Origin of the sequence: Parabacteroides faecis (genome assembly GCF_014647375.1) — a bacterium.
GTDB classification, from domain to species: Bacteria; Bacteroidota; Bacteroidia; order Bacteroidales; family Tannerellaceae; genus Parabacteroides; species Parabacteroides faecis.
The window spans coordinates 71015-92245 of sequence record NZ_BMPB01000015.1; the positions used below are offsets into that span (position 1 = coordinate 71015).

Sequence of the window (21231 nt, forward strand, 5' to 3'; positions counted from 1 at the left end):
AATATAGGGTGTTGTATTGAAGATAAAAAATAGAATTATGGAATATGATATTATTCACTATCCTGAAAAGTTGCGCTTTGAATTAAAGCAGGATGGTTTAACTGCCTTTGTGCAGTACAGGCTCGTTGGCAATAATCTGGATATTATCCACACGATAGTGCCGGAGCCTCTCGAAGGTCAGGGGATAGCCGCCTCTTTGGTGAAAGCGGCTTTCGACTATGCGTTAGAAAATCAGTTGAAACCTCGGGCTGTCTGCTCTTATGCAGTCGCCTGGCTTAAAAGACATCAGGAATATGCAAGATAATCAGTTTGAAAATGAAGATTATCCTTTGATAGTCACCCCCAGTAGATGGGCTAGTTCGAGTGCTTGTAAAGAAGTGACGGTAGCTCCGCGTAACTCACAACCGACTATGGGACTTATTCGGATGCCGGATATGTCGCAGTTGCTGAAGTCGGTACCTTTTAAGGGCGTACGGTAAAATTCCGCTTCTTTGAGATCACTGGCGTTGAAGTTTACACTGGCAAACTGGCAATTTTCAAGAGAACTGTTCCGAAGATCACACTGATCGAAGCTGACGTATTTCAGTTTGCTCATGGTAAGATTCAGATATTCGGCTTTACAGTTGGTGAAAACCGTATGATTTAAAGCTGATTCGGAAAAATTAGTACCGATCAGTTTGCATTCGATAAATTCGATCCGGTGAAAACCTGAGCCGGAGAAATTGACATTTGATAAGTCGCAGTTTCGGAAGATAATATCACTGAACTGCGACTTTTTTATGCTGCAACCGATCAGCAGGCAGTTGGTGAACAGGCAGGATTGCATGCTGATATTTTCCGTTTTAACTTCGAATAGTCTTTGATTCCTGAAAGAATATTCTGTCACGTCTTCTCCTGCCAGCAGGAGTGTTTCGTCAAGTGGACCGTCTTCTTTTAATATTTTAGTTATGCGAGGGGAGGTTATCTTCATTTTATTTTATTTTTATAAGCGGGTAAAGATAGCTATTTTGATCCGTATTTCACGATGCTTGTATCGATATCGTTTTATCCCTTGCCGGAATAATATTATTCCGGTAGCATAATAATTGCTTTATTTGTATTCGAATCATTCCTGTCGGATGATTTTATTAAATAATACAGTTTATGGAAGATAAAAAGAATGGATACAAAAGCAAGCGATATGACTTTCCTACCAAGCGTTATTGCCAGACGCTGGATTTGAAAGACGATCCGGAATTGATCGAAGAATATAAGAAAAGACATGGACAAGCATGTCACTGGCCTGAAATAGGCGAAGGGATCAAGAGCGTCGGGATATTGGAAATGGAAATTTATCTGTGCGGGAACCGATTGTTCATGATCGTGGAGACTCCGGCTGATTTTGACTGGGATACAGCTTTCGCTCGTTTGGCGGGTTTACCGCGACAGGCTGAATGGGAAGAATATATGTCGGTTTTCCAACAAGCTGATCCGAATGCCAGTTCTGCCGAAAAATGGCAGTTGATGGAACGTATTTTCCATTTGTACGAATAACTTATAATTTACTTTTATACATGACAGGAGTCAGCCCCGTGTATCTTTTGAAAAGCCGGTTGAAATAAGATACGTTCTCGAAAGAAAGCGTATAAGCTATGTCTTTGACCGGACGATTGTCGGTGATAATCAACAACTGGGCTTTTTCTATTTTCTTTTGGTTGATGTACTGTACCGGAGTGACGTGTATTTCCTCTTTGAAAAGCCGGATGAAATGGTCTTTAGAGAGGCAACAAATCTCGGTCAGTTCATCGATGGTTATGTTCTTGTCGATGTTTTTACGGATATACCGGATCGTTTTTCGTATCCGGTTATCGGTAATCTCATATTTGTGTGTCGCCTCTTTCATAAAACGTGACAATAGTTGAAGCAAAATCCCCTGTGTTTCCATCATGGTATAGGTCGGGTTTTTAGTGTGAAGCAGGATGTTTTGCATCAGGGTGGAAGAATTGTCGTAGTTGGAAGGATCGTATTCTTTCAGGTTTCTTCCGGGATTGATGTCGGCCAGTTGTTCCACCAGTTGACTGTCCAGCGGGGTCGCATCCATTTCCACCGGAAAAATATAATCTTCCAGGATACGTTGGTTGGATAGCGGGTTCTCATAAATATGTATATAATATAATGTATAGAAATCGTCGCATTCATAACTATGTAGCGTGAATGGAGGAATCAGGTAAAGATGTCCGGGGGTAAGAGACTGGACCTGATCCTGTAAATGCAGTTTGGCTATGCCTTGCCTGACCAGATAAATGCGGGCGAACGGACTGTTTACATTTTTGTAATTCCAGTCGGCACGGTGAACCGCATATCCGATATTCAGCAGGATCAGGTCTGTATTCTCTTTTTCCTTCATCTTCCTTTGACTATAATCCGGTTAGTCCAGTAACTTGCCGGGGATAACGATTTTGTTTTCTTTTTGTGTCCGGAAGATAATAAATTCGATATCTTTCGACTTATCGATCTTCTGAAGAGCATCCTGCATTTCTTTCAGGTTGTTGACGGTGGTAGTTCCTATTTTCAGGATCACGTCATTCGGACGGACATAATCCCGTAGTTTACCGCCTAGAGCATTGACCGATACTACATATACTCCCCGTTCTGAGTCCATTCCTGTTGCCGACCGTTCACCGAGCGTTTGCAGGCTTTTGATCGTTGCCCCACTCCAGTTGATCACTTCGTCGTCTGCATGAGTGGCGATGATGATGGGAGTAGGCATTTTGGGAGTATGTGCGATCGATTTCAGACGAGAAGAGACCACTCCGAACTGGTCCATAACAAAATTGCGGAAGCCACCTTTGGTTATGGCTTCGGAATCATCGGCAACGGTAAAATCTCCTTCTGATGGATTACTGAATTGTACGGAAGTCACAATGGAGTGTTCATCTGTATTGTTTTTTCGGGCGGTAGCACAGGAGAGGCTATCAGTGAAAATATTATAGTCTACCATCAATCCCCATTCCCGTACACCGATCGGTTTGTATTCCGTCATAACGATATTACGTGTAAAGACATCGCCGCTGTTTATAAACCAGACATGTGGATGGAAAGAGTTATTGACCATGATGTTGTTTTCTACTACACGGTAAAAACCTTCCCGTAGCTTGATTCCTCCGTTGAGGCATAGGTTGTTATATATGTGGTAATTACTGGAACCGTCATCCAGATCGATATCCCAACCCCTGTCACAGCGGAAACGGTTATTTCTGATTACGGTCGTCCGGACAGCATCCGCCAGAATAAGGGCCGGGTCTTTGGCTACGATGGATTCCATTGTTTTGTAGCTCGGATGCCAGTAACGGTCGCGTCCCCAGGAATTGAAAGAACCGTGGTCGCCGGTTTCTTTCACCGTATCGAAAATGTCGTTGAATTCCAGGATATGTCCTCCCCATGTTCCCTCGCTGATATTGATTCCGGCGCGGGGGGTGTCGTAGATACTGTTGTGGCTGACGGTGATAGCTTGCGACATGGATAGTTCAACTCCGGTGATCTGTTTTTCAAACAGGCCGATCGAGTGGATCAGGTTATCGTATACCAGGCATTGAGCCGGATAGTTATTGCTTTTGGGGCCTTTGGCATGATCCAGTTGTTCGTACGGAATAAATTCTCCGTATTCAAAACTCGGTGAACGGACCGCATCCGGATCACCGACAAAACAAATGGCACTGGCACCGATCCGGGTGAGATGAGAACCGGATACTTCTGAATGACGGTTATAATTGGAAAAGAAAATAGCATTTCCTCCCAGGTTATGTAAGTAACAGTTGCGTAATGCACAATGCTCGGTTCCTTCAAAGAATACGGCAGCCCCCCGGTAGACCGTCCAGTCCGAGCGGAGCAGTTGTTCATACGGTTCCATGAACGTACGCAGTGTTTGTGTCAATTCCAAACCTTCCAGTGTGATATTCTTTACCGGGGTGGCTTCTGTTCCCCGAAATTCGATCAGGTGTTTGAGTTGAGGGGATTCGAAAAGTACTTTAGATACATTTTCGCCTTCCAATGGATAGTAATATAATGTATGTTCACCGGCAGCATAATACCATTCGCCCGGAGCATCGAGTTCTTCAAATATATTTTCCACCATCCGGTTATCCGGGTGAAGACCGGACTGGCGGTTATTTTGCCAGCCTCCTTCCATCTCTAATTCTCCTTTCTTATTTTTCCCCGTAATGCGGTAATGGAAGTCACCCCAGTCATGATTGTGCATGGCATGCAGATATCCTCCAGTGGGATTTTTCCATTTTTTGACCCGTTCGGGAGCGGTAGCCTGAGCAGATGTTCCATTGAAACGGACTGCTTTTTCATCGAAGTTCGGGTAACGGGCCATGTGGCGGAGCTGGCCGTCTGCAACCAGCATATCCATTACGGGGTTACCATCTATCCTGGCTTTCATAATCCCTTTTTTATAAGGTTCCCATTTTAGGGTTAAAGGGATACCTGAAGAGAGGATTACTTTTTCTCCCGGGTAGGCTTTTACGGAGAGTTGCCGACTGTCGTTTCCATCCTGCGGGGTGAATACGACCGGTTTGTCAAGAATATATTTCCCTTCCCGGATATAAATGACCACGTCTCCTTTTTCCGTCCGAGCCTTTTCCAAAGCGGCAGGGATACTGTTCAACGGATTCCTTAAACTTCCGTCGCCTGTGTCTTTGCCTGTCTCGGCAACGTAAAATTCAGATTGTGCCGATATCGGTAATGTTATAAGGGTCAGTAATATTACCGGCAGAGCATTTAGTACTTTACTCATCATTGTTACTTATTAGATTTAAATTGTTATGTAAGTGTGTTCTATCTCTTTTCTTTAACGTTTGCAAGATAGAGTTTTTTTATGGAAAATAACTATACTATTCCGGGTATGAATGATAAAATGTCGAAATCGTGTTATTCCTTCTCTTTTTTGTATCACTCATTTCATATTAATAATAGTTCTTTTGTATATCTAATTTAATCTGTTAATCTTATGGGCAAGCACACTTCTTTTCTATTCATTGCATTATCCTTACTTATGTCATGCAAGCAGGCCGGTACACCGGCAAAGGATGTTCTTTCGGTAGCCTCTCCGAAGGGGACGGCTGTGTTTCAGGATAACTGGGAAAATATGGGTGAGAATTACCTGTTTCCTGCATGGTTTTCGGATGCAAAGTTCGGTATATTTATCCATTGGGGTGTTTATGCAGTTCCGGCCTATGTAAATGAATGGTATCCGAGAAATATGTATCAGAAAGATTCTAAGGAATATAAGCACCATATTGAAAAATACGGCGATCATGTAAAGTTCGGTTATAAAGACTTTATACCGATGTTCGGGGCGGAGAAGTTTAATGCGGATGAATGGGTGTCGTTGTTCAAGGCTGCCGGTGCAAAATATGTGGTACCTGTTGCGGAGCATCATGACGGTTTTGCTATGTATGACAGCGATCTGAATCCGTGGAATGCCGTAAAGATGGGACCGAAGAAAGATATTATCGGTTTGTTGAAGAAAGCGACTGAGAAGGAAGGACTTGTTTTCGGCCTGTCGAGCCACCGGCTGGAAAACTCCTGGTTTTACAATGGAGGAATGGAGTTTCCTTCGGATGTGCAGGATAAGTCGGTCTCTCTATATGGTCGTCGACTGGAACAGGAGAAATATACGGATGAGGTCGGTCTGGACTTCTTGGCACATACTCATGAACTGATAGATAAGTATCAGCCTCAGTTGATCTGGTTTGACTGGACAGTGAATAATCCGGTTATACGTCCTTACTTCAACAAGTTTATGGCTTACTATTATAATAATTCGATAGATTGGGGAAGAGGTGTTGTGGTAAATACCAAGCATGGTTACCCGACAAATATCCAGGTTGGCGACGTAGAGCGTGGTAAATTGGATAAGATGCGTAAATATCCCTGGCAAACAGATACTTCCGTCGGTAAACATTCGTGGTGTTATACCGATGGTGAAGAGAATAAAACCCCGGAACAGATTGTACACGACCTGATCGATATTGTCAGTAAAAACGGTAACCTGTTACTGAATATCGGTCCCCGTGCGGACGGAACGATTACGGAAGAACAAAAATCAGTGTTGCTTTCTATCGGTGATTGGCTGAAAGTGAACGGAGAAGCGATCTACGGAACTCGTTGCTGGATAAAATCAGGAGAAGGAGATATTGCCGGTACTGCCGGTACCTTCACGGATAATGAAGCGACCGCTTATACCGCCCGTGATATGCGTTTTACAACCAAAGGAAACGATCTTTATGCGATTGTTCTGAATTGGGATAAGGCCGGTGTTTTAATAAAATCGCTGGATAAGACTACTGTTGCCGATGCAAAGATACTGGATGTGAAGTTGTTGGGATCCGATGCGAAGATCAGCTGGAAGCAGACCAACCAAGGTTTGAAACTATCTGTTCCGGCAGAGAAGCCGTGTGAATATGCTTATGCTTTTAAGATCAGTTTCGATAAGAAAGCAGGAAGCCATCTGGAATCGGAGATGATCGACATCCCGTTTAAGCACGGGGATGAATGATCTACATGGAAGCAACCTGTTGTTTGGATAAAATAGGGCTGTAAGCCAGATAATACTGATTATTAGCGTAGATAAAAAGTAGGGAACCGCCTTTAATCGTGTTGATAATAGGTTTGCTTACAGCCTGTGGCAATGCCGGACAACCGAAGCTGCGTCCCAGGCGACCGGATGAAGCTATGACCGAGGGGTTGGAGTAAGCTGCTCCGTGGATCACGATCGCCCGTTCTTTTGCGCGGTCGTTGATCCCTTTTTCCAGTCCGTTAAGGACAAGCGAATAACCGTTTTTACCCTGATAGGTATTTTCTGTCAGAAAGAATCCCAATGAACTTTTGAGAGAACCGTTCTCGTTGGAGAAAGAAGTTGCATAATTTCCTCCGCTATTCTTTCCGTGTGACACAAGTGAAGAGAATAACAGTTTTTTATGTCTCATATCGAATACGTAAAAACGTTCTTCAGTGGAAGGCTTGCTGAAATCGACCAGTGTCAGTATCTCTTTAGACTTTTCTTCGATTTTATTATATCCGGCGATTGCCTGTTCGAATGCCGTGAAGTTTACGATCCCTTCCAGTCGCATCTCCTGGTATAATTGCCGACAGCTTGAAATTTCATACATGACAGGTTCTGAACTTCTCATTTGGGAGAAATTCACAGGTATGAACAGGAGGAGCAGGTAGATGAAAATTTTGTGCATGTCTGTGTGAATCAGACTGCAAAGTTAGAATTTTTAATCGAAAACAAAAACGAGTGCCTCATAAACCGGTGCCCAGTCGTAAATAAATTTAGCATGCGAAGTGGCGTTCCGGACACACATGTGGGAGCGGGGAGTCGTGCCTAATGATGGGCTGTATTCGATAAATGTTTTGCGTGGGGCATTGACCGGTACGCCGTGGATATACCCTCCGTTAGTGAAGCGGCTGGCATAGGGTGCAAATCCTCCGGTTTCTGTTGTCCCGTCCACCAAATAGATCATACGGGGTTTCTTTTCCTGGACGACATATACGCCGGGAGGAGTTTCCTGGGCATAAGGTGGTCTGTGTAACCCGGTAGTTGCAGGATTCATACTTCTAACCAGCCATTTATCGCCATCCTGTTCCAATGTCGCAATGTTTTGATTCTTTGTATCGACGAAGATAGCTTTTCTGAATGCGATCGTGTCGGGAATGGTCTTAATATATTTTTTAGGGATCATCCATTCCTTTCCGGTATGTACGGAAGCCACTTTCGTAAAATTCGTGTAATCTTCCAGATGTTTAACCAGGGCACCGTCTCTGCCGTAGAGTTCAGGAACGGAGGTATCTGTCGTCAGGTAAAGAGGGATTCCTTGGAAACGTTCGACACCTAAAGAATCCGCAATGCGCCGATATGAATCCCTGTGGTAGTTTTTTACCAACGGAGCTTCTCCGTTTTTGTTCCTGTAATTCTGCAGGACTGACCAGGTCGCCGGTTTCTTCTGGATAGATTCCAGCCAGGAGAGGCGTTCTTTTATTTTATCCCACTGGAATTCCCGTGTCGTGTCTTTATAAGGATATGTGTCGGCCAAGGTATGCTGGTCATAGAGCAGTTCTTTTTCTATGATGATCTCTTTGGGAACCGTATCGATTACCTCTGCCGCTTCTATAGCTATAGAGTCGGGAAGAGCTTCTCCGCCGGAGACCGCCCTGTCCGTTTTAGTCGTACAGTAACTAAGCAGAATAAGACAGAATACCGGAAATATAACAGCTTTTTTCATCCCATTTATCTTTTTTGTGAATATACGGTTTTTTATCGGAATAACCGCAAGTACCGGCAGAAAAAGAGGTTACTCCGGATGGAATAACCTCTCTGCTTTTTACTCTGTGAAACGGTGAGTGATCCATCCTCACTTAATCATATTTAATAACGCTGACCGGACAGCTTTCAGCAGCTTCTTTGATCCCTTCTTCGAAATCGTTGAAGTTCACCCCTTCATTTACGTGGGAACGGTCAGTTACATGAAAAACTTCCGGACATATACCTTCGCAAGTACCGCAAGCGATACAATCGTCTTCTATCCAAACACTTTTAATAGCCATAGTTTATACATTTAAGATGATTATATCCTAATAACAGATATGGTAAAGAAAATGTTGATATGTCCGGCAGAAAGACACTTGTCCAATTAAAACTAATTTAACGCATTAAGCCGTTTGATTTAAAATTATTTTATTACGTTTACAGCATAGATAAAATCATTGATTAACCATTCATAAACTAAAAACAACATGGATAACGCTATCTTTAGATTTCCTAAGCCAATTAATGAGCCGGTAAAATCGTATGCACCCGGATCAAGTGAAAAAGCAGCCCTGAAAAAAACATTAGCACAACTGTCGAATGAAGAATGGGATATTCCATTGATCATCGGAGGGAAAGAAGTTCGTACGGGTAACACCGGTAAAGTGGTTATGCCACACGATCATCACCATGTATTGGCTACTTACCATAAAGCAGGTGAGAAAGAGGTACAAATGGCTATCGATGCCGCTATGAAAGCGCATAAAGACTGGTCGGAACTGCCCTGGGTAGAACGTGCGTCCGTTATGTTGAGGGTGGCGGAACTCTTTGCTACAAAATATCGTTATCTGTTGAATGCTTCCGTCATGCTGGGCCAGAGCAAGAATCCGTTCCAGGCAGAGATCGATGCTCCTTGTGAGTTGATCGACTTCCTGCGCTTCAGTACATTCTATGCCAGCCAGGTGTATGCAGACCAGCCTTATTCGGAAACAGGTATCCTGAACCGGATGGAATATCGTGCACTGGAAGGTTTCGTGTTCTCGTTGACACCGTTCAACTTTACTTCTATCGCCAGTAACCTGAATATGGGACCGGCTATGATGGGGAATGTTGCTGTATGGAAACCGTCTACGACAGCTATCCATTCGAATTACCTGCTGATGAAAGTCTTCCAGGAAGCCGGATTACCGGATGGTGTTGTCAACTTTATCCCTGGCCAGGGCAGTGTGATCGGTAAGGTGGTAACAGGTAGCCGCGATCTGGCAGGTTTCCATTTCACCGGTTCGACAGCTACATTCAATACCTTATGGCGTCAGATGGGTGAGAACCTTGGTCATTATAAATCTTATCCGAAGATTGTCGGTGAAACAGGTGGAAAGAATTTTATTTTTGTTCATCCTTCAGCTCCGTCTTCGGACGTAGCAACGGCTATTGTTCGCGGTGCATTCGAATATCAGGGACAGAAATGTTCTGCCGGATCACGTGCCTATATACCTGCTTCCATGTGGAAAGAAGTGAAAGACCAGGTTGGCGATATGTTGAAAGAGATCAAGATGGGAGATGTGCAGGACTTCACGAACTTTATCAATGCCGTTATCGATGAGGCATCGTTCGATAATATCATGAGCTATATCAATTATGCGAAACAGTCGCCGGATGCAGAGATTGTCTTTGGAGGTAATGGCGATAAATCGGTCGGTTATTTTGTTGAACCGACAGTTATCAAGACGACCGATCCGATGTTCAAGAGTATGGTAGAAGAAATTTTTGGTCCGGTCATTACGATCTATGTCTATGACGATGATAAATATGAAGAAACACTCGAACTGTGTGACCGCACTTCTCCGTATGGCCTGACAGGTTCTATCTTTGCACGCGATCGGTATGCTATCGATACAGCTTTCAATAAGCTTCGTTATGCAGCCGGTAACTTCTATATCAACGATAAGCCGACAGGTGCCGTTATTGCCCAGCAACCGTTCGGTGGTTCAAGAGCTTCCGGTACGAACGATAAGGCAGGTGGTCCATTGAACCTGATCCGCTGGACGAATCCTCGTTGTATCAAAGAGGCTCTGGTTCCGCCTACTTCTTATGGTTATCCGTTCTTAGGAGAAAAATAACATATCAGATGACAATTGACAAGTGACAGTTGACAGGTAATGGTTAATGAGATATTACCTGTTTATCTGTCATCTGTCAACTGTCATCTGTTAACTCTTAAAATCAAATGCTATGTTAGACTTTAATAATACAGAGATTGCGTTCTCATCCAAATCGCAGTCCGAATTGAAAAACGCTTACTTACTATTCAACACAATCAAATATCCGTGGTTGGTAAAATGCGCCAGCTTCGCCAGTAATATCGCTTTAAAAATTCATTTCCCTCTTGCATGGGCTGTGAAGCCTACGTTGTATAAACAGTTTGTTGGTGGTGAGACCTTGCAGGATTGTACGAGGGCAATCGACCATCTTCGCCGCTTCAATGTGCGTTCAACACTCGACTTCTCAGCCGAAGGAGAACAGACTCCCGAAGGTATACAAGCTACATTTGAAGAGACAATACGTTCGATCGATTTCGCAAAAGGAAACGATAACCTGGCGTATGCTGTATTCAAACCTTCTACTATTGTAACTGATGAACTGTTGGCCAAAGCATCCGAAAAACGAAGCGAACTGACCATCGAGGAGGTAAAGGCTTTCCGTGAATTCAAGGAACGTTTTATGGCATTTTGTCAGCGGGCCTATGAAAATGACGTCCGCCTGATCGTCGATGCCGAGGATTACTGTTTCCAGGATGCGTTGGATGAACTGACTGACGAAGCAATGCGGAAATATAATAAAAAACGGGCTATCGTATTTGCTACTTTACAAATGTACCGCCACGACCGCATGCCTTACCTGCGCCGTATCCTGGATGATGCCACGGAAAAAGGGTATATTGCCGGAGTCAAGTTTGTACGTGGTGCTTATATGGAAGCCGAACGTGCCCGTGCTGCAGCTTTAGGTTATCCTGATCCGATCTGTAAGGATAAAAAAGCGACGGATGAGAATTTTGATGCAGCCGTTCGTTTCACAATGGATCATCTGGATCATCTGGAAATGTTTATGGGGACACATAATGAGGAAAGTAATTATAAATTAGCAAAGCTGATAGATGAAAAAGGCCTTGAAAGGAACGATCCCCGTATCTTTTTTGCCCAGTTGCTGGGAATGAGTGATAATATCTCATTCAATCTGGCGCATGAAAAATATAACGTTACGAAATATGTGCCCTATGCTGCGGTAAGAGAGGTTCTGCCTTATCTGATTCGTCGGGCAGAAGAAAATACTTCAGTTGCCGGGCAGACCAGTCGTGAACTAAAGATGCTACAGTCAGAGTTGAATCGCCGTAAAAAAGTGAAACAATAATCAGCCATCATGATTCTGGTGGTGTTTATTTGTTAATTTTGCGAAGCTGTCTCAAAATAAAGAGACAGCTTTTTTAATATAATCAAAAACAAAAGATGAATAAACTAATTACTGCCGGCTTATTGCTGGCTTGTACGTTTTCTGTGACTGATGTCTGGGCACAGGAAAGTGATGAGTATGTATTTACTCCGGTAAAAGAATTGAAGATTACTCCCGTAAAGAACCAGAACCGTACAGGTACCTGTTGGTCTTTCTCAGCAATCGGTTTCCTGGAAGCTGAATTGTTACGTATGGGAAAAGGTGAATATGACTTGTCTGAAATGTTTGTTGTAAACCACTCTTATAAGGACAAGGCCGATAAGTTCGTCCGTTTGCATGGTTGTCTGAATTTTGGTCAGGGTGGCTCTTCCGGTGATGTGCTGTATGCCGTTAAGCATTATGGTATCGTTCCTGAATCGGTCATGACCGGACTGCAGTATGGTGAAGATCAGCATGTGCATGGCGAGCTGGAAAGTCTGGCTCTCTCTTATGTAAATACTGTGATCAAAAATCCTAACGGGAAGTTGTCGCCTGCCTGGAAGAAAGGTTTTGACGGAATTATCGATTCTTATTTAGGTGAAATTCCGGAGAAGTTCACTTATAACGGAAAAGAATATACCCCGGAGAGTTTCAGAGAAGAACTGGGGCTGAATATGGACGACTATGTTTCTTTGACGTCTTATACGCATCATCCTTTTTATACGGAATTCTCTCTTGAACTGGAAGATAATTGGCGTTGGGAATCGGCATATAACTTGCCGTTGAATGAGTTGATGCAGGTCATAGATAATGCAATAAATACCGGTTATACGATTGTGTGGGGTTCTGATGTAAGTGAAAAAGGTTTTACCCGTAACGGAATTGCTGTCGCTGCCGATGTGGCTTCTATGGAGACATCCGGTTCGGATCAGGATAAATGGGTTGGCTTGAGCAAATCGGAAAAAGATGAGGAGATCAGGAAGATGATCGAGAAACCGGGATGTAAGGAATTGACCATCACTCAGGAAATGCGTCAGAAGGATTATGATAACTATCAGACTACTGATGATCACGGCATGTTGATCTACGGTATTGCCAAGGATCAAAATGGCAAAAAGTTCTATATGGTGAAGAACTCCTGGGGCACTGATAACAAATATAAAGGTATTTGGTATGTTTCTGAACCGTTTGTAGCTTACAAGACGATGGATATCGTCGTCCACAAAGCTGCACTTCCCAAAGCGATCAAGGTGAAATTAGGTATTGATTGATTGATTGATTGATTGATTGATTGATTGATTGATTGATTGATTCCTGGGTTAGAAAAAGGCGAAATCTTCAGAGAAAAAGCTTACGTTTTTTTGTCGAAAAGCTTACGTCTTTTTCAGAATGGGTAGGCAGTCACTCCGAAATGGGTAGGCAGCCATTTCAAATAAGTGCTGCAGCGATTTTTCATGATTGCTGCAGCTACTGGGAATGACTGCAGCAGCTACCCGAAATGGCTTCTACAAGCGAGATCCATATAGTCACCTTTCAGCCTTCAGTCGCTTCACGGGTTTGATTTACAGGGTATTATCCTGAAGGGAGAATAAAGCGTGTCATTGAGGTAAAATCTATGGCTGTATCGTCCTGAGTTTAGGAATCAGATATATTTTTACCCAATATTTTTATCCTTCAGGATTAAGCTATGATTATCTAGGGTCGGAAGTTCCTGAAGGCTGAAACGTGCATGATAAATTCTGAACCAAATTTTTACTTACTGGCTTTCAGACCCTTGATCACCGAAGAAGTGAAACCGGACATTTCCATTTCATTCAACCCTTTGATCGTAATTCCTCCCGGAGTCGTTACTTTGTCTATCTCCATTTCCGGATTGCTTTTATTTTCCAGCAACAGGTCTGTAGCCCCTTTTACCGTATGAACAACGATCTCCTGTGCCTGCTTCGGATAGAAACCGAGTTCGACACCACCTTCGATTGCTGCACGGATATAACGAAGGGCAAAGGCAATGCCACTCGAGGCCAATGCCGTTCCGGCACCCATCAGGCGTTCTTCTACCAGCATGGCATTTCCCAGTTCGTTGAATATGTTGACAATCAAATCGCACTGTTCTTTCGTTGCATTATGTGCAGAGACAAAAGTCATGCTGCTCAATACTTCGATAGCAGTATTAGGCATGATACGGAACAGCGCCGGCGTCACCCAGTCCTCGTAACTGGTTTTCTTTGTAAGATATGTATTCAGTGTCTCGAAAGTGATTCCTGCGGCTACTGAAACGATGATCTGTTTGTCGGAATCGAGTACTCCCTTTATCTGGTCGATAATTTCTTCCACCCTCCAGGGTTTTACTGCAATGACAACGATGTCGGCTCCTTTTACGGCTTCGATATTGTCGGACAATACGACAAAATCAGGATTGGCCGCTTTGATTTTATCCAATGTAGCTTGCGACTGTGCCGTACAGGTTATGTCCGATGCTTTGAACATATGGCCTTTTGCCAGTCCACTGGCAATGGCGCCACCGATATTCCCGGCTCCGATAATAGTTATTTTCATGTCTCCGTTTATTTATAATTGTAAAATCATGAGTTGCAAAAGTATGGAAAAAAGGAATAAAACCCGTACATTTGCCTCAAAATGTATAATTGCTAATATAATCGAAAACAAAAGATGAAGAAACTTATTGCTGCTAGCCTGCTGTTGGCTTGTGCCTTCTCTGCAACGAGTGTTGAAGCACAGGAAAAAGACGAGTATGTGTTTACTCCGGTCAAAGAATTGAAAATTACTCCGGTCAAGAATCAGAACCGTACGGGAACGTGTTGGTCGTTCTCTGGAATCGGTTTCCTGGAAGCAGAATTGTTGCGTACGGGAAAAGGTGAATATGACCTGTCTGAGATGTTTGTAGTAAGTCATTCTTATAAAGATAAGGCTGATAAATTTGTCCGTTTACATGGGTGTCTGAACTTCGCACAGGGCGGTTCGTTTGGAGATGTGCTTTACGCAACGAAACATTATGGCGCAGTACCCGAATCAGTCATGAACGGATTGCAGTATGGCGAAGAACAGCATGTGCACGGTGAATTGGAAAGCCTGGCCATCTCTTATGTAAATACAATCATCAAGAATCCGAACGGAAAGCTGTCGCCAGTCTGGAAGAAAGGTTTTGACGGGATTATCGATTCTTATTTGGGAGCAGTTCCTGAAAAGTTTACTTACAACGGAAAGGAATATACTCCGAAGAGCTTTGGTGAAGAACTGGGTTTGAATATCGATGACTATATCTCTTTGACTTCTTATACACATCATCCTTTCTATACTGCATTCCCTATTGAAGTGCAGGATAACTGGCGTTGGGATTTATCTTATAACCTGCCGTTGGATGAACTGATGCAGGTCATGGACAATGCAATCAATACAGGTTATTCTATCGCATGGGCTGCCGATGTTAGTGAAAAAGGTTTTACTCGTAACGGTATTGCTGTAGCTGCTGATGTTACTTCCATCGAAACATCCGGTTCAGACCAGGATAAATGGGTAGGTTTGAGCAAGACTGAGAAGGATGCAGAGATCAAGAAGATGATCGAAAAACCGGGTTGCAAGGAATTGACGATCACTCAGGAAATGCGTCAGAAAGATTATGATAACTATCAGACTACCGATGATCACGGCATGTTGATCTACGGTATTGCCAAAGACCAGAACGGTAAGAAGTTCTATATGGTAAAGAATTCCTGGGGAACTGACAATAAATATAAGGGAACCTGGTATGCTTCGGAACCGTTTGTCGCTTTTAAAACTATGACGATCGTCGTTCACAAAGATGCACTGCCTAAAACGATCAAAACAAAATTAGGAATCAAGTAATTACCTATATTATAAAAAGCGAAAAGAGGCATTCCCGGTAGGAGTTGGGGTGCCTCTTTTCTATTTATACAAAGATGTGCTTATTTATGGAACCAGTATCAGGGTGTAATTCAGATCGGATGCTGCTTTCTGTAATTCCTGATTCAATAGTGTCAGACTGTCGCCTTCTGCCTGGAAATAGAATGTCATACTTCCGTCGCTAGGGATCAATTCGTAAACGACAGCTTCAGAATCGCTGGGTGTACCATGTTTTACCTGACGTTTACCGGTAGAAGAGAATGTTTTATCCTGTCCGTTTTCAGCTTCCAGATAAGTGGCATCCATTTCGTAAACGCCGTCGTCGCTATCTTGCTGATAGAACAAAGTCAGGTCATAAACGATGCCGGGACCATCTGCAGCCGGGAATGTTCCCTTATATTTTTTCTGGATAACGCTTCCTTTTTTAGGATCTACTTTCAGCGAATCACGCATGTTCACAGGTTTGGTCGTTTTTCCTGTTACTTCAGGCAAAGCCGGTGCATCGGGTACCGCTTCAGCTACTGTTACGCTTTCTTCCTCTATTAAAGCGGGTTCGGTTGTTTTCTTCCCGCTACATGCAGCTAATAAAGCCAGAGCTGCTACTGCGATAAAATACTTTTTCATTATTCTGCATTTTTATTTATTAGTGACTTTGCCGTTATAACAAAAGTCCCCCTGCATTTTGTTTTGCAGGAGGACTTTTTTAACTATATGACAGGCTGTTTCTCATTTTTTATCCGGACTCTCCGGTTTTTTCTGATATTCAGGAGGAATAGTGATAGCACTACCGTCGCGTTCTGCATAATAATGGGGCGACATGATCTCTATACCTGCTTCATTGAATACATCCTGTATGTTCTGGTGCAGGTCGGAATATATCTGAGATAATTTGTCGGCCTCTTTTATATAAGCATTTATCTGGTAACAGGGATAGTAGTCCTGCAATTCCGTTTCCAGAACAAACGGTTTCGGGTGCGACATCACTCCGGGAGTCGAGCGGGCTGCATCGATCAGTAACTGATGGACCTGACGCCAGGGAATATCATAACCGATACTGACTGTCGAGTGGATGATCAGACCGAACTGGCGGGCGGATGCACTGTAATTGACCGTATGTGACGACATGATGAATGAGTTGGGAATTGTAACAACCTCATTCTTTGGGGTACGGATGCGGGTTACGAACGGCGTTTTTTCAATTACATTTCCTGTAGTCTCGTTTAACTTGATGCGGTCGCCCAGTTTGAACGGACGCATATAAGTAATGACCAGCCCTGCTATGATATTTCCGATAACCGTACTTGAACCCAGGGAGACGATCAGTCCGACAAAGACCGAAATACCCTGGAATACACCGGAATCAGAGCCTGGCAGATACGGGTAGACCATTGCGATCATAAAGGCATACAACAGGAAGCGTATAATATTGAAAGATGGCTGTGCCCAGTCCGGATAGAATCCGGTGATCTTTAATTTCTCGCTTTCAATCTCATTGGCTATATATTGAATACCCTTTATAATATATTTTACACTGTAATAAATGACAATGATAATGAAAAGGTTAGGTATGTATTCGACAACAGATTTAAGAACCATTTTGATCGGTTCGATAATATAAGTGAATAACCTCATTGCCAGATTCTCTGTTTGCGGGAATATGGCAAACAGCATCGGGACACTGAACATAAGCTGTATCAGTAAAACCAGGTAGCGAAGAATGTTATTCAGGAAGATAAGTATCCTGCCTTGCCGGTGAGTGTTCAGAAATTCATAATCCCGTATGGTGATGGATTTGAGTTTGTTCTGCTTCAGCCAGATAATACGGCGGCGTAGTTTTCTGAACAGATAGTTGGTCAGCTTAAACAGGAAATACTGAACGACCAGTACTAAGATGAAAAGGCCTACCCGTTTAGCGATCTGAAGGATGCTGTGTTCTTTTTTCAGCGACAGGATCTTATCGTGGACAGCAGATTGATATTGTTTTGCCAGTTCGTCCCTATCCGTATTCATCCAAAGGGCATCCTGGTCGGTAACACTCAATATCACTTTTTCTCCATACATGATATCCGTCTGGTATTCACTGGTGAACAGATATACAGAGTCGGTTTTCAGGCTAAGGTCTTTTCCGATCTTCAGGATTAAGTTGACGGCATTTTCAGCACGGTCGTGTGCAGAAACACCTCCTCTTTTGGCATAGAAAGTGAGGAGCGTATCATTGTCGATGATAAGAGGGACACCGGGTGTCAGGGTTCGTAACGAGTCGATGCGGTGACGCTGTTCCTCTTTTTTCAGCGAATCGGTGGTGATATGCTTGTTCAGCGCATCGTCCAACTCGGTCCGGAGTACGATCTCATTCAGCTTCATTTCCTGTAACTGAAGTTCAAGCTCCTGCATTCTGATAGAATCCTGCCGGTACTTTTCTTCCATTACGGCGGATGAATCGGCCGGAGCCTCGTTTGTCTTGTTCTCTGTAATGACAGCATTCAATAATCCTTCAGCCTTTTCCCTGATCTGGGACGTAGCCCGGGAAGGCATGAAGAATAGGGCCGATATAACGGCAAAGCATATAACTAAACGTTTCATAGTGCCTTTTTACTCTATACTTTAATTTATATATGTTTATTTGCCTCCTGCCGGCAAATGTTTCAACCAGTAGTCTGCCATACTTTTCCGTAGATGTAAGGTGGTGCCTTCACGCTCATAGATACCGTGGCTACGCATCGGATAGCTGATCTGACTGAATATCTTTCCATGTTTGACCAGTTCATTCACCTGCATTTCGCAGTTCTGGTAATGTACGTTGTCGTCGCCCGTTCCGTGTATCAGTAATAAGTTTCCTTTCAATCCTTTTGTATAACTGATAGGAGAACCTTTACGATAACCTTCCGGATTATTTTGCGGGGTGTTCATATAGCGTTCCTGATAAACGGTGTCATATAAGCGCTGGTCGGCAACAAAAGCGATTGCAATGCCGGTGTGAAATACTTCCGGATAGCGGAACATACAGTTCAGTGTCTGGCTACCGCCTCCGCTCCATCCGTTGATACCGATACGAGACAGGTCGATGAACGGGTATTGCCGTCCGAGATCCTGTATGCCCCGTGCCTGATCTTCGGATGCAAATGTACCGACTTCCCCATAGATGCATTTGCGCCATTCACGTCCGCGTGGTGCATTAGCTCCCCGGTTTTCGATGCTGACATAGATGTATCCTTGATTGACCATATATTGGTTCCACAGATCGCCGCCACCCCATGAGTCCTGTACGGTCGATCCTGCCGGTTCGCCATAGACTTCGATAATAACCGGGTATTTCTTCGAAGGGTCGAAGTTAACAGGTTTAATCATGCAGGCATCGAGTAGTAAATCGCCTGATTTGACTTTGACAAACTCTTTCGGATTCAATCCCAGTGCGTCATATTGTTCTTTCGCTTTTGCATTATCTTCGATTATACGAACGGACTGATTCTTAGGAAATGAAACCATGTCAATCACCGGAGGGGTTACTGAATTGCTGTAGGTATGTACTGCCCATTTTCCGGTCGGAGACATGTTATAACGATGCTGCCCCGGCTGGTTCTCAGGGCTCAAGCGTTTTACTTCGCCTTTGCCAAACAGGTTTGCACTGTACAGATAACGTTGTGTATAGTTTTCCGGTGAAGCGATAAAATAAACCAAACCTTTTTGCAGATCGGTTCCGACCGGCTGGATATAATCGAAATCTCCTTTTGTGACAGGGATGATCTCTTTTCCGTCACGGCTCACACGATACAGGTGACGCCATCCGCTGCGTTCGCTTTCCCAGGTGAAATACTGGTTGTTCTTCAGCCACTGGATATTATCGTTTGTATCCAGCCAGGCTGCATCTTGATCGGTAAAGATATTTTTAGGTGTTGTACTGCCTATTTGGGCAATCCATACTTTATTGGTATTCTGTTCCCGGTTCAATTGTTGAATGAACAATTCGTTGCTTTCCGGAATGAAATCCATACGGGGAATGTAATTGTTCCGCGGATCTCCGGGAATATCGATCCAGGTGGTCGTTCCCCCTTCTGCCGGGACATATCCTACTTTTACTGCTGAATTGGCTGTACCTGCTTTCGGATAGGGAAAGTGGAGGATAGTAGGATAGACAGAATCGACATTGTTGATGATGTCGAATACGCCGGTCCCTTCCGTATCGCTTTGCCAGTAGGCTATATATTTGCCGTCCGGGCTCCAGCGGAAACCGTCGCGGCAGCTGAATTCTTCTTCATATACCCAGTCGAACGTACCGTTTACGATAGTCCGGCTTCCGTCGTGGGTCAACTGGGTTCTTTTGCCGGAGTTTATATCTTCTACATAAATATTATTGTCGGAAACGTAGGCTACTCTGGTTCCGTCGGGAGAGAATTTGGCGAACATCATCGATGATTCGGGCAATCCTTTTCCCAACTGGCGTAGGCTGCCGTCTTGCAGGCTAAGCACCCAGTAATCTCCCCGCGTATCATAACGCCAAACACGTTTAGTGTTATTAAATATCATAACTTTGTCATTGTCATTGCTCCAGGAGAGGCGCCCCATTCCAATGTGTTTTCCTGTCAATGGGTTTATAAACATGGAAGAGGGGATGATCACTTCGCGGGCATTATCTTTGGCACGGTAGGCAACGACATCCATACCTCCGTCTGTTTCATTTCTTTCCAGGCGGCTGTAACGTTCCCCGTCTTTCATCCAGTTCATGGCACCGATTCCTTTTGTCTGGATCAGCCTCCCACTGAGAACTTCTTCTAAATCCGATGATTTTTGTGCGGTACACAGATTGCTGCAGAAAATAGTAATAGCGGCGGCAACAATTAGTTTATTTAGTTTCATTTGTATTTATTGTGTTTGTTTCTGAATATACAAATAACGTAAAGTTCTTTGAGATAACAAAGGAGAAACTCTTATTATTATCTTTGCGGCTTCAAAAGAGTTTAATAGTAAAATAAAAGACGAATAATGAGATCTATTTATGCAGTCGCATGTTTTGCGATGGTGATGTTGAGTGGGTTTACCGCTTGTAATAATGATGACAGTATTGAATTTACTTCCGAGCAACTTGCCTATTTTGAAAAGAATCGTGAATATATTCGTGAGAAGAAGTTGGAAAAAGATGAAAACGGAGAACTCGTTTATCAGCAGCTGGTAAAGTATGGAGATACGACTTTATACCGGGTGATTGACAGGAGGGCAGAGAAGCCGGAGTATCCAACAGGTGATCAAATACTAACGTATGATTTAGAAGGATTTCTGATTGATGGCACGAATTTCCAAAAGAAGGGGTTGATAAAGTATCCAGCCAATGGCTTAATAGAAGGTTTGCGGGGAGTTATTTTAGACACTTCGATAGGTGATTCTATAGAAGCAATTATCCCTGCTACGTTGGGTTATAAGTACAGAGATAATGGTCCGGTTCCTGCCGGTTCAACTTTAATATTCAACTATAGAGTAGAGAAAAACTGATTGTTAGTCAGTTCGGTTGTTGGTACCGAGAAAGGTATGTTTGCCAATGCAGTAACAAATCTTTCGTTCCAACCTTGACTGTACAGGAGATAAAATAAACAAGAAGGGCGCCTTCGGAATATCCGTTGGCGCCCTTCTTTTATAAT

General features: G+C 43.5%; 18 protein-coding genes. 8 read left to right on the forward strand and 10 right to left on the reverse strand.

Translation table 11 applies throughout. From position 1 onward, the window contains the following. The first annotated feature begins 37 nt into the window (after nucleotides 1-37). Entirely contained in the window at nucleotides 38-304 is a 267-nt protein-coding gene (locus IEY67_RS20435; protein WP_122352198.1) for a GNAT family N-acetyltransferase, read from the forward strand. An 18-nt stretch (nucleotides 305-322) separates the two neighbouring features. Here the strand turns inward: IEY67_RS20435 and IEY67_RS20440 are convergent, their stop codons facing one another. Continuing rightward, nucleotides 323-970: a pentapeptide repeat-containing protein gene (locus tag IEY67_RS20440; protein WP_122375495.1), complete on the reverse strand. Its 648-nt coding sequence runs from the start codon at nucleotides 968-970 to the stop codon at nucleotides 323-325. Nucleotides 971-1143: 173 nt separating this feature from the next. Between IEY67_RS20440 and IEY67_RS20445 the strand changes: the two genes are divergently transcribed. Then, nucleotides 1144-1533, forward strand: a complete 390-nt coding sequence (locus IEY67_RS20445) for an L-rhamnose mutarotase (protein ID WP_122352200.1) — start codon at nucleotides 1144-1146, stop codon at nucleotides 1531-1533. A gap of 1 nt (nucleotide 1534) precedes the next feature. Here the strand turns inward: IEY67_RS20445 and IEY67_RS20450 are convergent, their stop codons facing one another. Both IEY67_RS20450 and IEY67_RS20455 read right to left on the reverse strand, forming a co-directional pair. Next, complete coding sequence (locus IEY67_RS20450; RefSeq protein WP_183672216.1) at nucleotides 1535-2386, reverse strand: AraC family transcriptional regulator; 852 nt, start codon at nucleotides 2384-2386, stop codon at nucleotides 1535-1537. 21 nt (nucleotides 2387-2407) lie between these two features. Further along, nucleotides 2408-4780, reverse strand: coding sequence for a right-handed parallel beta-helix repeat-containing protein (locus IEY67_RS20455; protein ID WP_183672217.1), 2373 nt, complete (start codon nucleotides 4778-4780; stop codon nucleotides 2408-2410). Between the two features lie 210 nt (nucleotides 4781-4990). Between IEY67_RS20455 and IEY67_RS20460 the strand changes: the two genes are divergently transcribed. Further along, nucleotides 4991-6541 (forward strand): alpha-L-fucosidase, encoded by a 1551-nt coding sequence (locus IEY67_RS20460; protein WP_183672218.1) that lies wholly within the window; start codon nucleotides 4991-4993, stop codon nucleotides 6539-6541. A 1-nt stretch (nucleotide 6542) separates the two neighbouring features. Here IEY67_RS20460 and IEY67_RS20465 read toward each other — a convergent pair whose 3' ends face one another. The 3 genes from IEY67_RS20465 to IEY67_RS20475 all read right to left on the reverse strand — a co-directional run bounded on the left by IEY67_RS20465 (nucleotide 6543) and on the right by IEY67_RS20475 (nucleotide 8592). Beyond that, complete coding sequence (locus tag IEY67_RS20465) at nucleotides 6543-7175, reverse strand: murein L,D-transpeptidase catalytic domain family protein (protein ID WP_122352360.1); 633 nt, start codon at nucleotides 7173-7175, stop codon at nucleotides 6543-6545. A 90-nt stretch (nucleotides 7176-7265) separates the two neighbouring features. Then, nucleotides 7266-8270 (reverse strand): L,D-transpeptidase, encoded by a 1005-nt coding sequence (locus IEY67_RS20470; RefSeq protein WP_183672220.1) that lies wholly within the window; start codon nucleotides 8268-8270, stop codon nucleotides 7266-7268. Nucleotides 8271-8403: 133 nt separating this feature from the next. Beyond that, nucleotides 8404-8592 carry a ferredoxin gene (locus IEY67_RS20475; RefSeq protein WP_183672221.1) on the reverse strand — a complete coding sequence of 63 codons (189 nt, stop codon included), beginning with the start codon at nucleotides 8590-8592 and terminating at the stop codon, nucleotides 8404-8406. A 189-nt stretch (nucleotides 8593-8781) separates the two neighbouring features. On the opposite strand from IEY67_RS20475, the gene pruA reads away from it, so the two are divergent. From pruA to IEY67_RS20490, 3 genes are all read left to right on the forward strand, one after another. After that, nucleotides 8782-10413 carry an L-glutamate gamma-semialdehyde dehydrogenase gene (pruA, locus tag IEY67_RS20480; RefSeq protein WP_122375499.1) on the forward strand — a complete coding sequence of 544 codons (1632 nt, stop codon included), beginning with the start codon at nucleotides 8782-8784 and terminating at the stop codon, nucleotides 10411-10413. Between the two features lie 112 nt (nucleotides 10414-10525). Further along, on the forward strand, nucleotides 10526-11701 hold the full coding sequence (locus tag IEY67_RS20485) for a proline dehydrogenase family protein (RefSeq protein ID WP_122352207.1): 1176 nt from the start codon (nucleotides 10526-10528) through the stop codon (nucleotides 11699-11701). A 95-nt stretch (nucleotides 11702-11796) separates the two neighbouring features. Continuing rightward, nucleotides 11797-12990 (forward strand): C1 family peptidase, encoded by a 1194-nt coding sequence (locus IEY67_RS20490; RefSeq protein WP_122375500.1) that lies wholly within the window; start codon nucleotides 11797-11799, stop codon nucleotides 12988-12990. Nucleotides 12991-13471: 481 nt separating this feature from the next. Here IEY67_RS20490 and proC read toward each other — a convergent pair whose 3' ends face one another. Next, complete coding sequence (gene proC, locus IEY67_RS20495) at nucleotides 13472-14275, reverse strand: pyrroline-5-carboxylate reductase (protein WP_183672222.1); 804 nt, start codon at nucleotides 14273-14275, stop codon at nucleotides 13472-13474. 114 nt (nucleotides 14276-14389) lie between these two features. Between proC and IEY67_RS20500 the strand changes: the two genes are divergently transcribed. Then, on the forward strand, nucleotides 14390-15583 hold the full coding sequence (locus tag IEY67_RS20500) for a C1 family peptidase (RefSeq protein WP_122375501.1): 1194 nt from the start codon (nucleotides 14390-14392) through the stop codon (nucleotides 15581-15583). Between the two features lie 84 nt (nucleotides 15584-15667). Here the strand turns inward: IEY67_RS20500 and IEY67_RS20505 are convergent, their stop codons facing one another. The 3 genes from IEY67_RS20505 to IEY67_RS20515 form a co-directional block, all read right to left on the reverse strand. Then, nucleotides 15668-16225 (reverse strand): copper resistance protein NlpE N-terminal domain-containing protein, encoded by a 558-nt coding sequence (locus IEY67_RS20505; protein WP_122352266.1) that lies wholly within the window; start codon nucleotides 16223-16225, stop codon nucleotides 15668-15670. A 102-nt stretch (nucleotides 16226-16327) separates the two neighbouring features. Further along, on the reverse strand, nucleotides 16328-18184 hold the full coding sequence (locus IEY67_RS20510) for a mechanosensitive ion channel family protein (RefSeq protein WP_183672223.1): 1857 nt from the start codon (nucleotides 18182-18184) through the stop codon (nucleotides 16328-16330). 36 nt (nucleotides 18185-18220) lie between these two features. Then, nucleotides 18221-20455 carry a S9 family peptidase gene (locus IEY67_RS20515; RefSeq protein ID WP_183672224.1) on the reverse strand — a complete coding sequence of 745 codons (2235 nt, stop codon included), beginning with the start codon at nucleotides 20453-20455 and terminating at the stop codon, nucleotides 18221-18223. 126 nt (nucleotides 20456-20581) lie between these two features. On the opposite strand from IEY67_RS20515, the gene IEY67_RS20520 reads away from it, so the two are divergent. Further along, a complete protein-coding gene (locus IEY67_RS20520) occupies nucleotides 20582-21085 on the forward strand; it encodes an FKBP-type peptidyl-prolyl cis-trans isomerase (protein WP_221267833.1) in 504 nt (167 codons plus the stop codon). The last annotated feature ends 146 nt before the right edge of the window (nucleotides 21086-21231 follow it).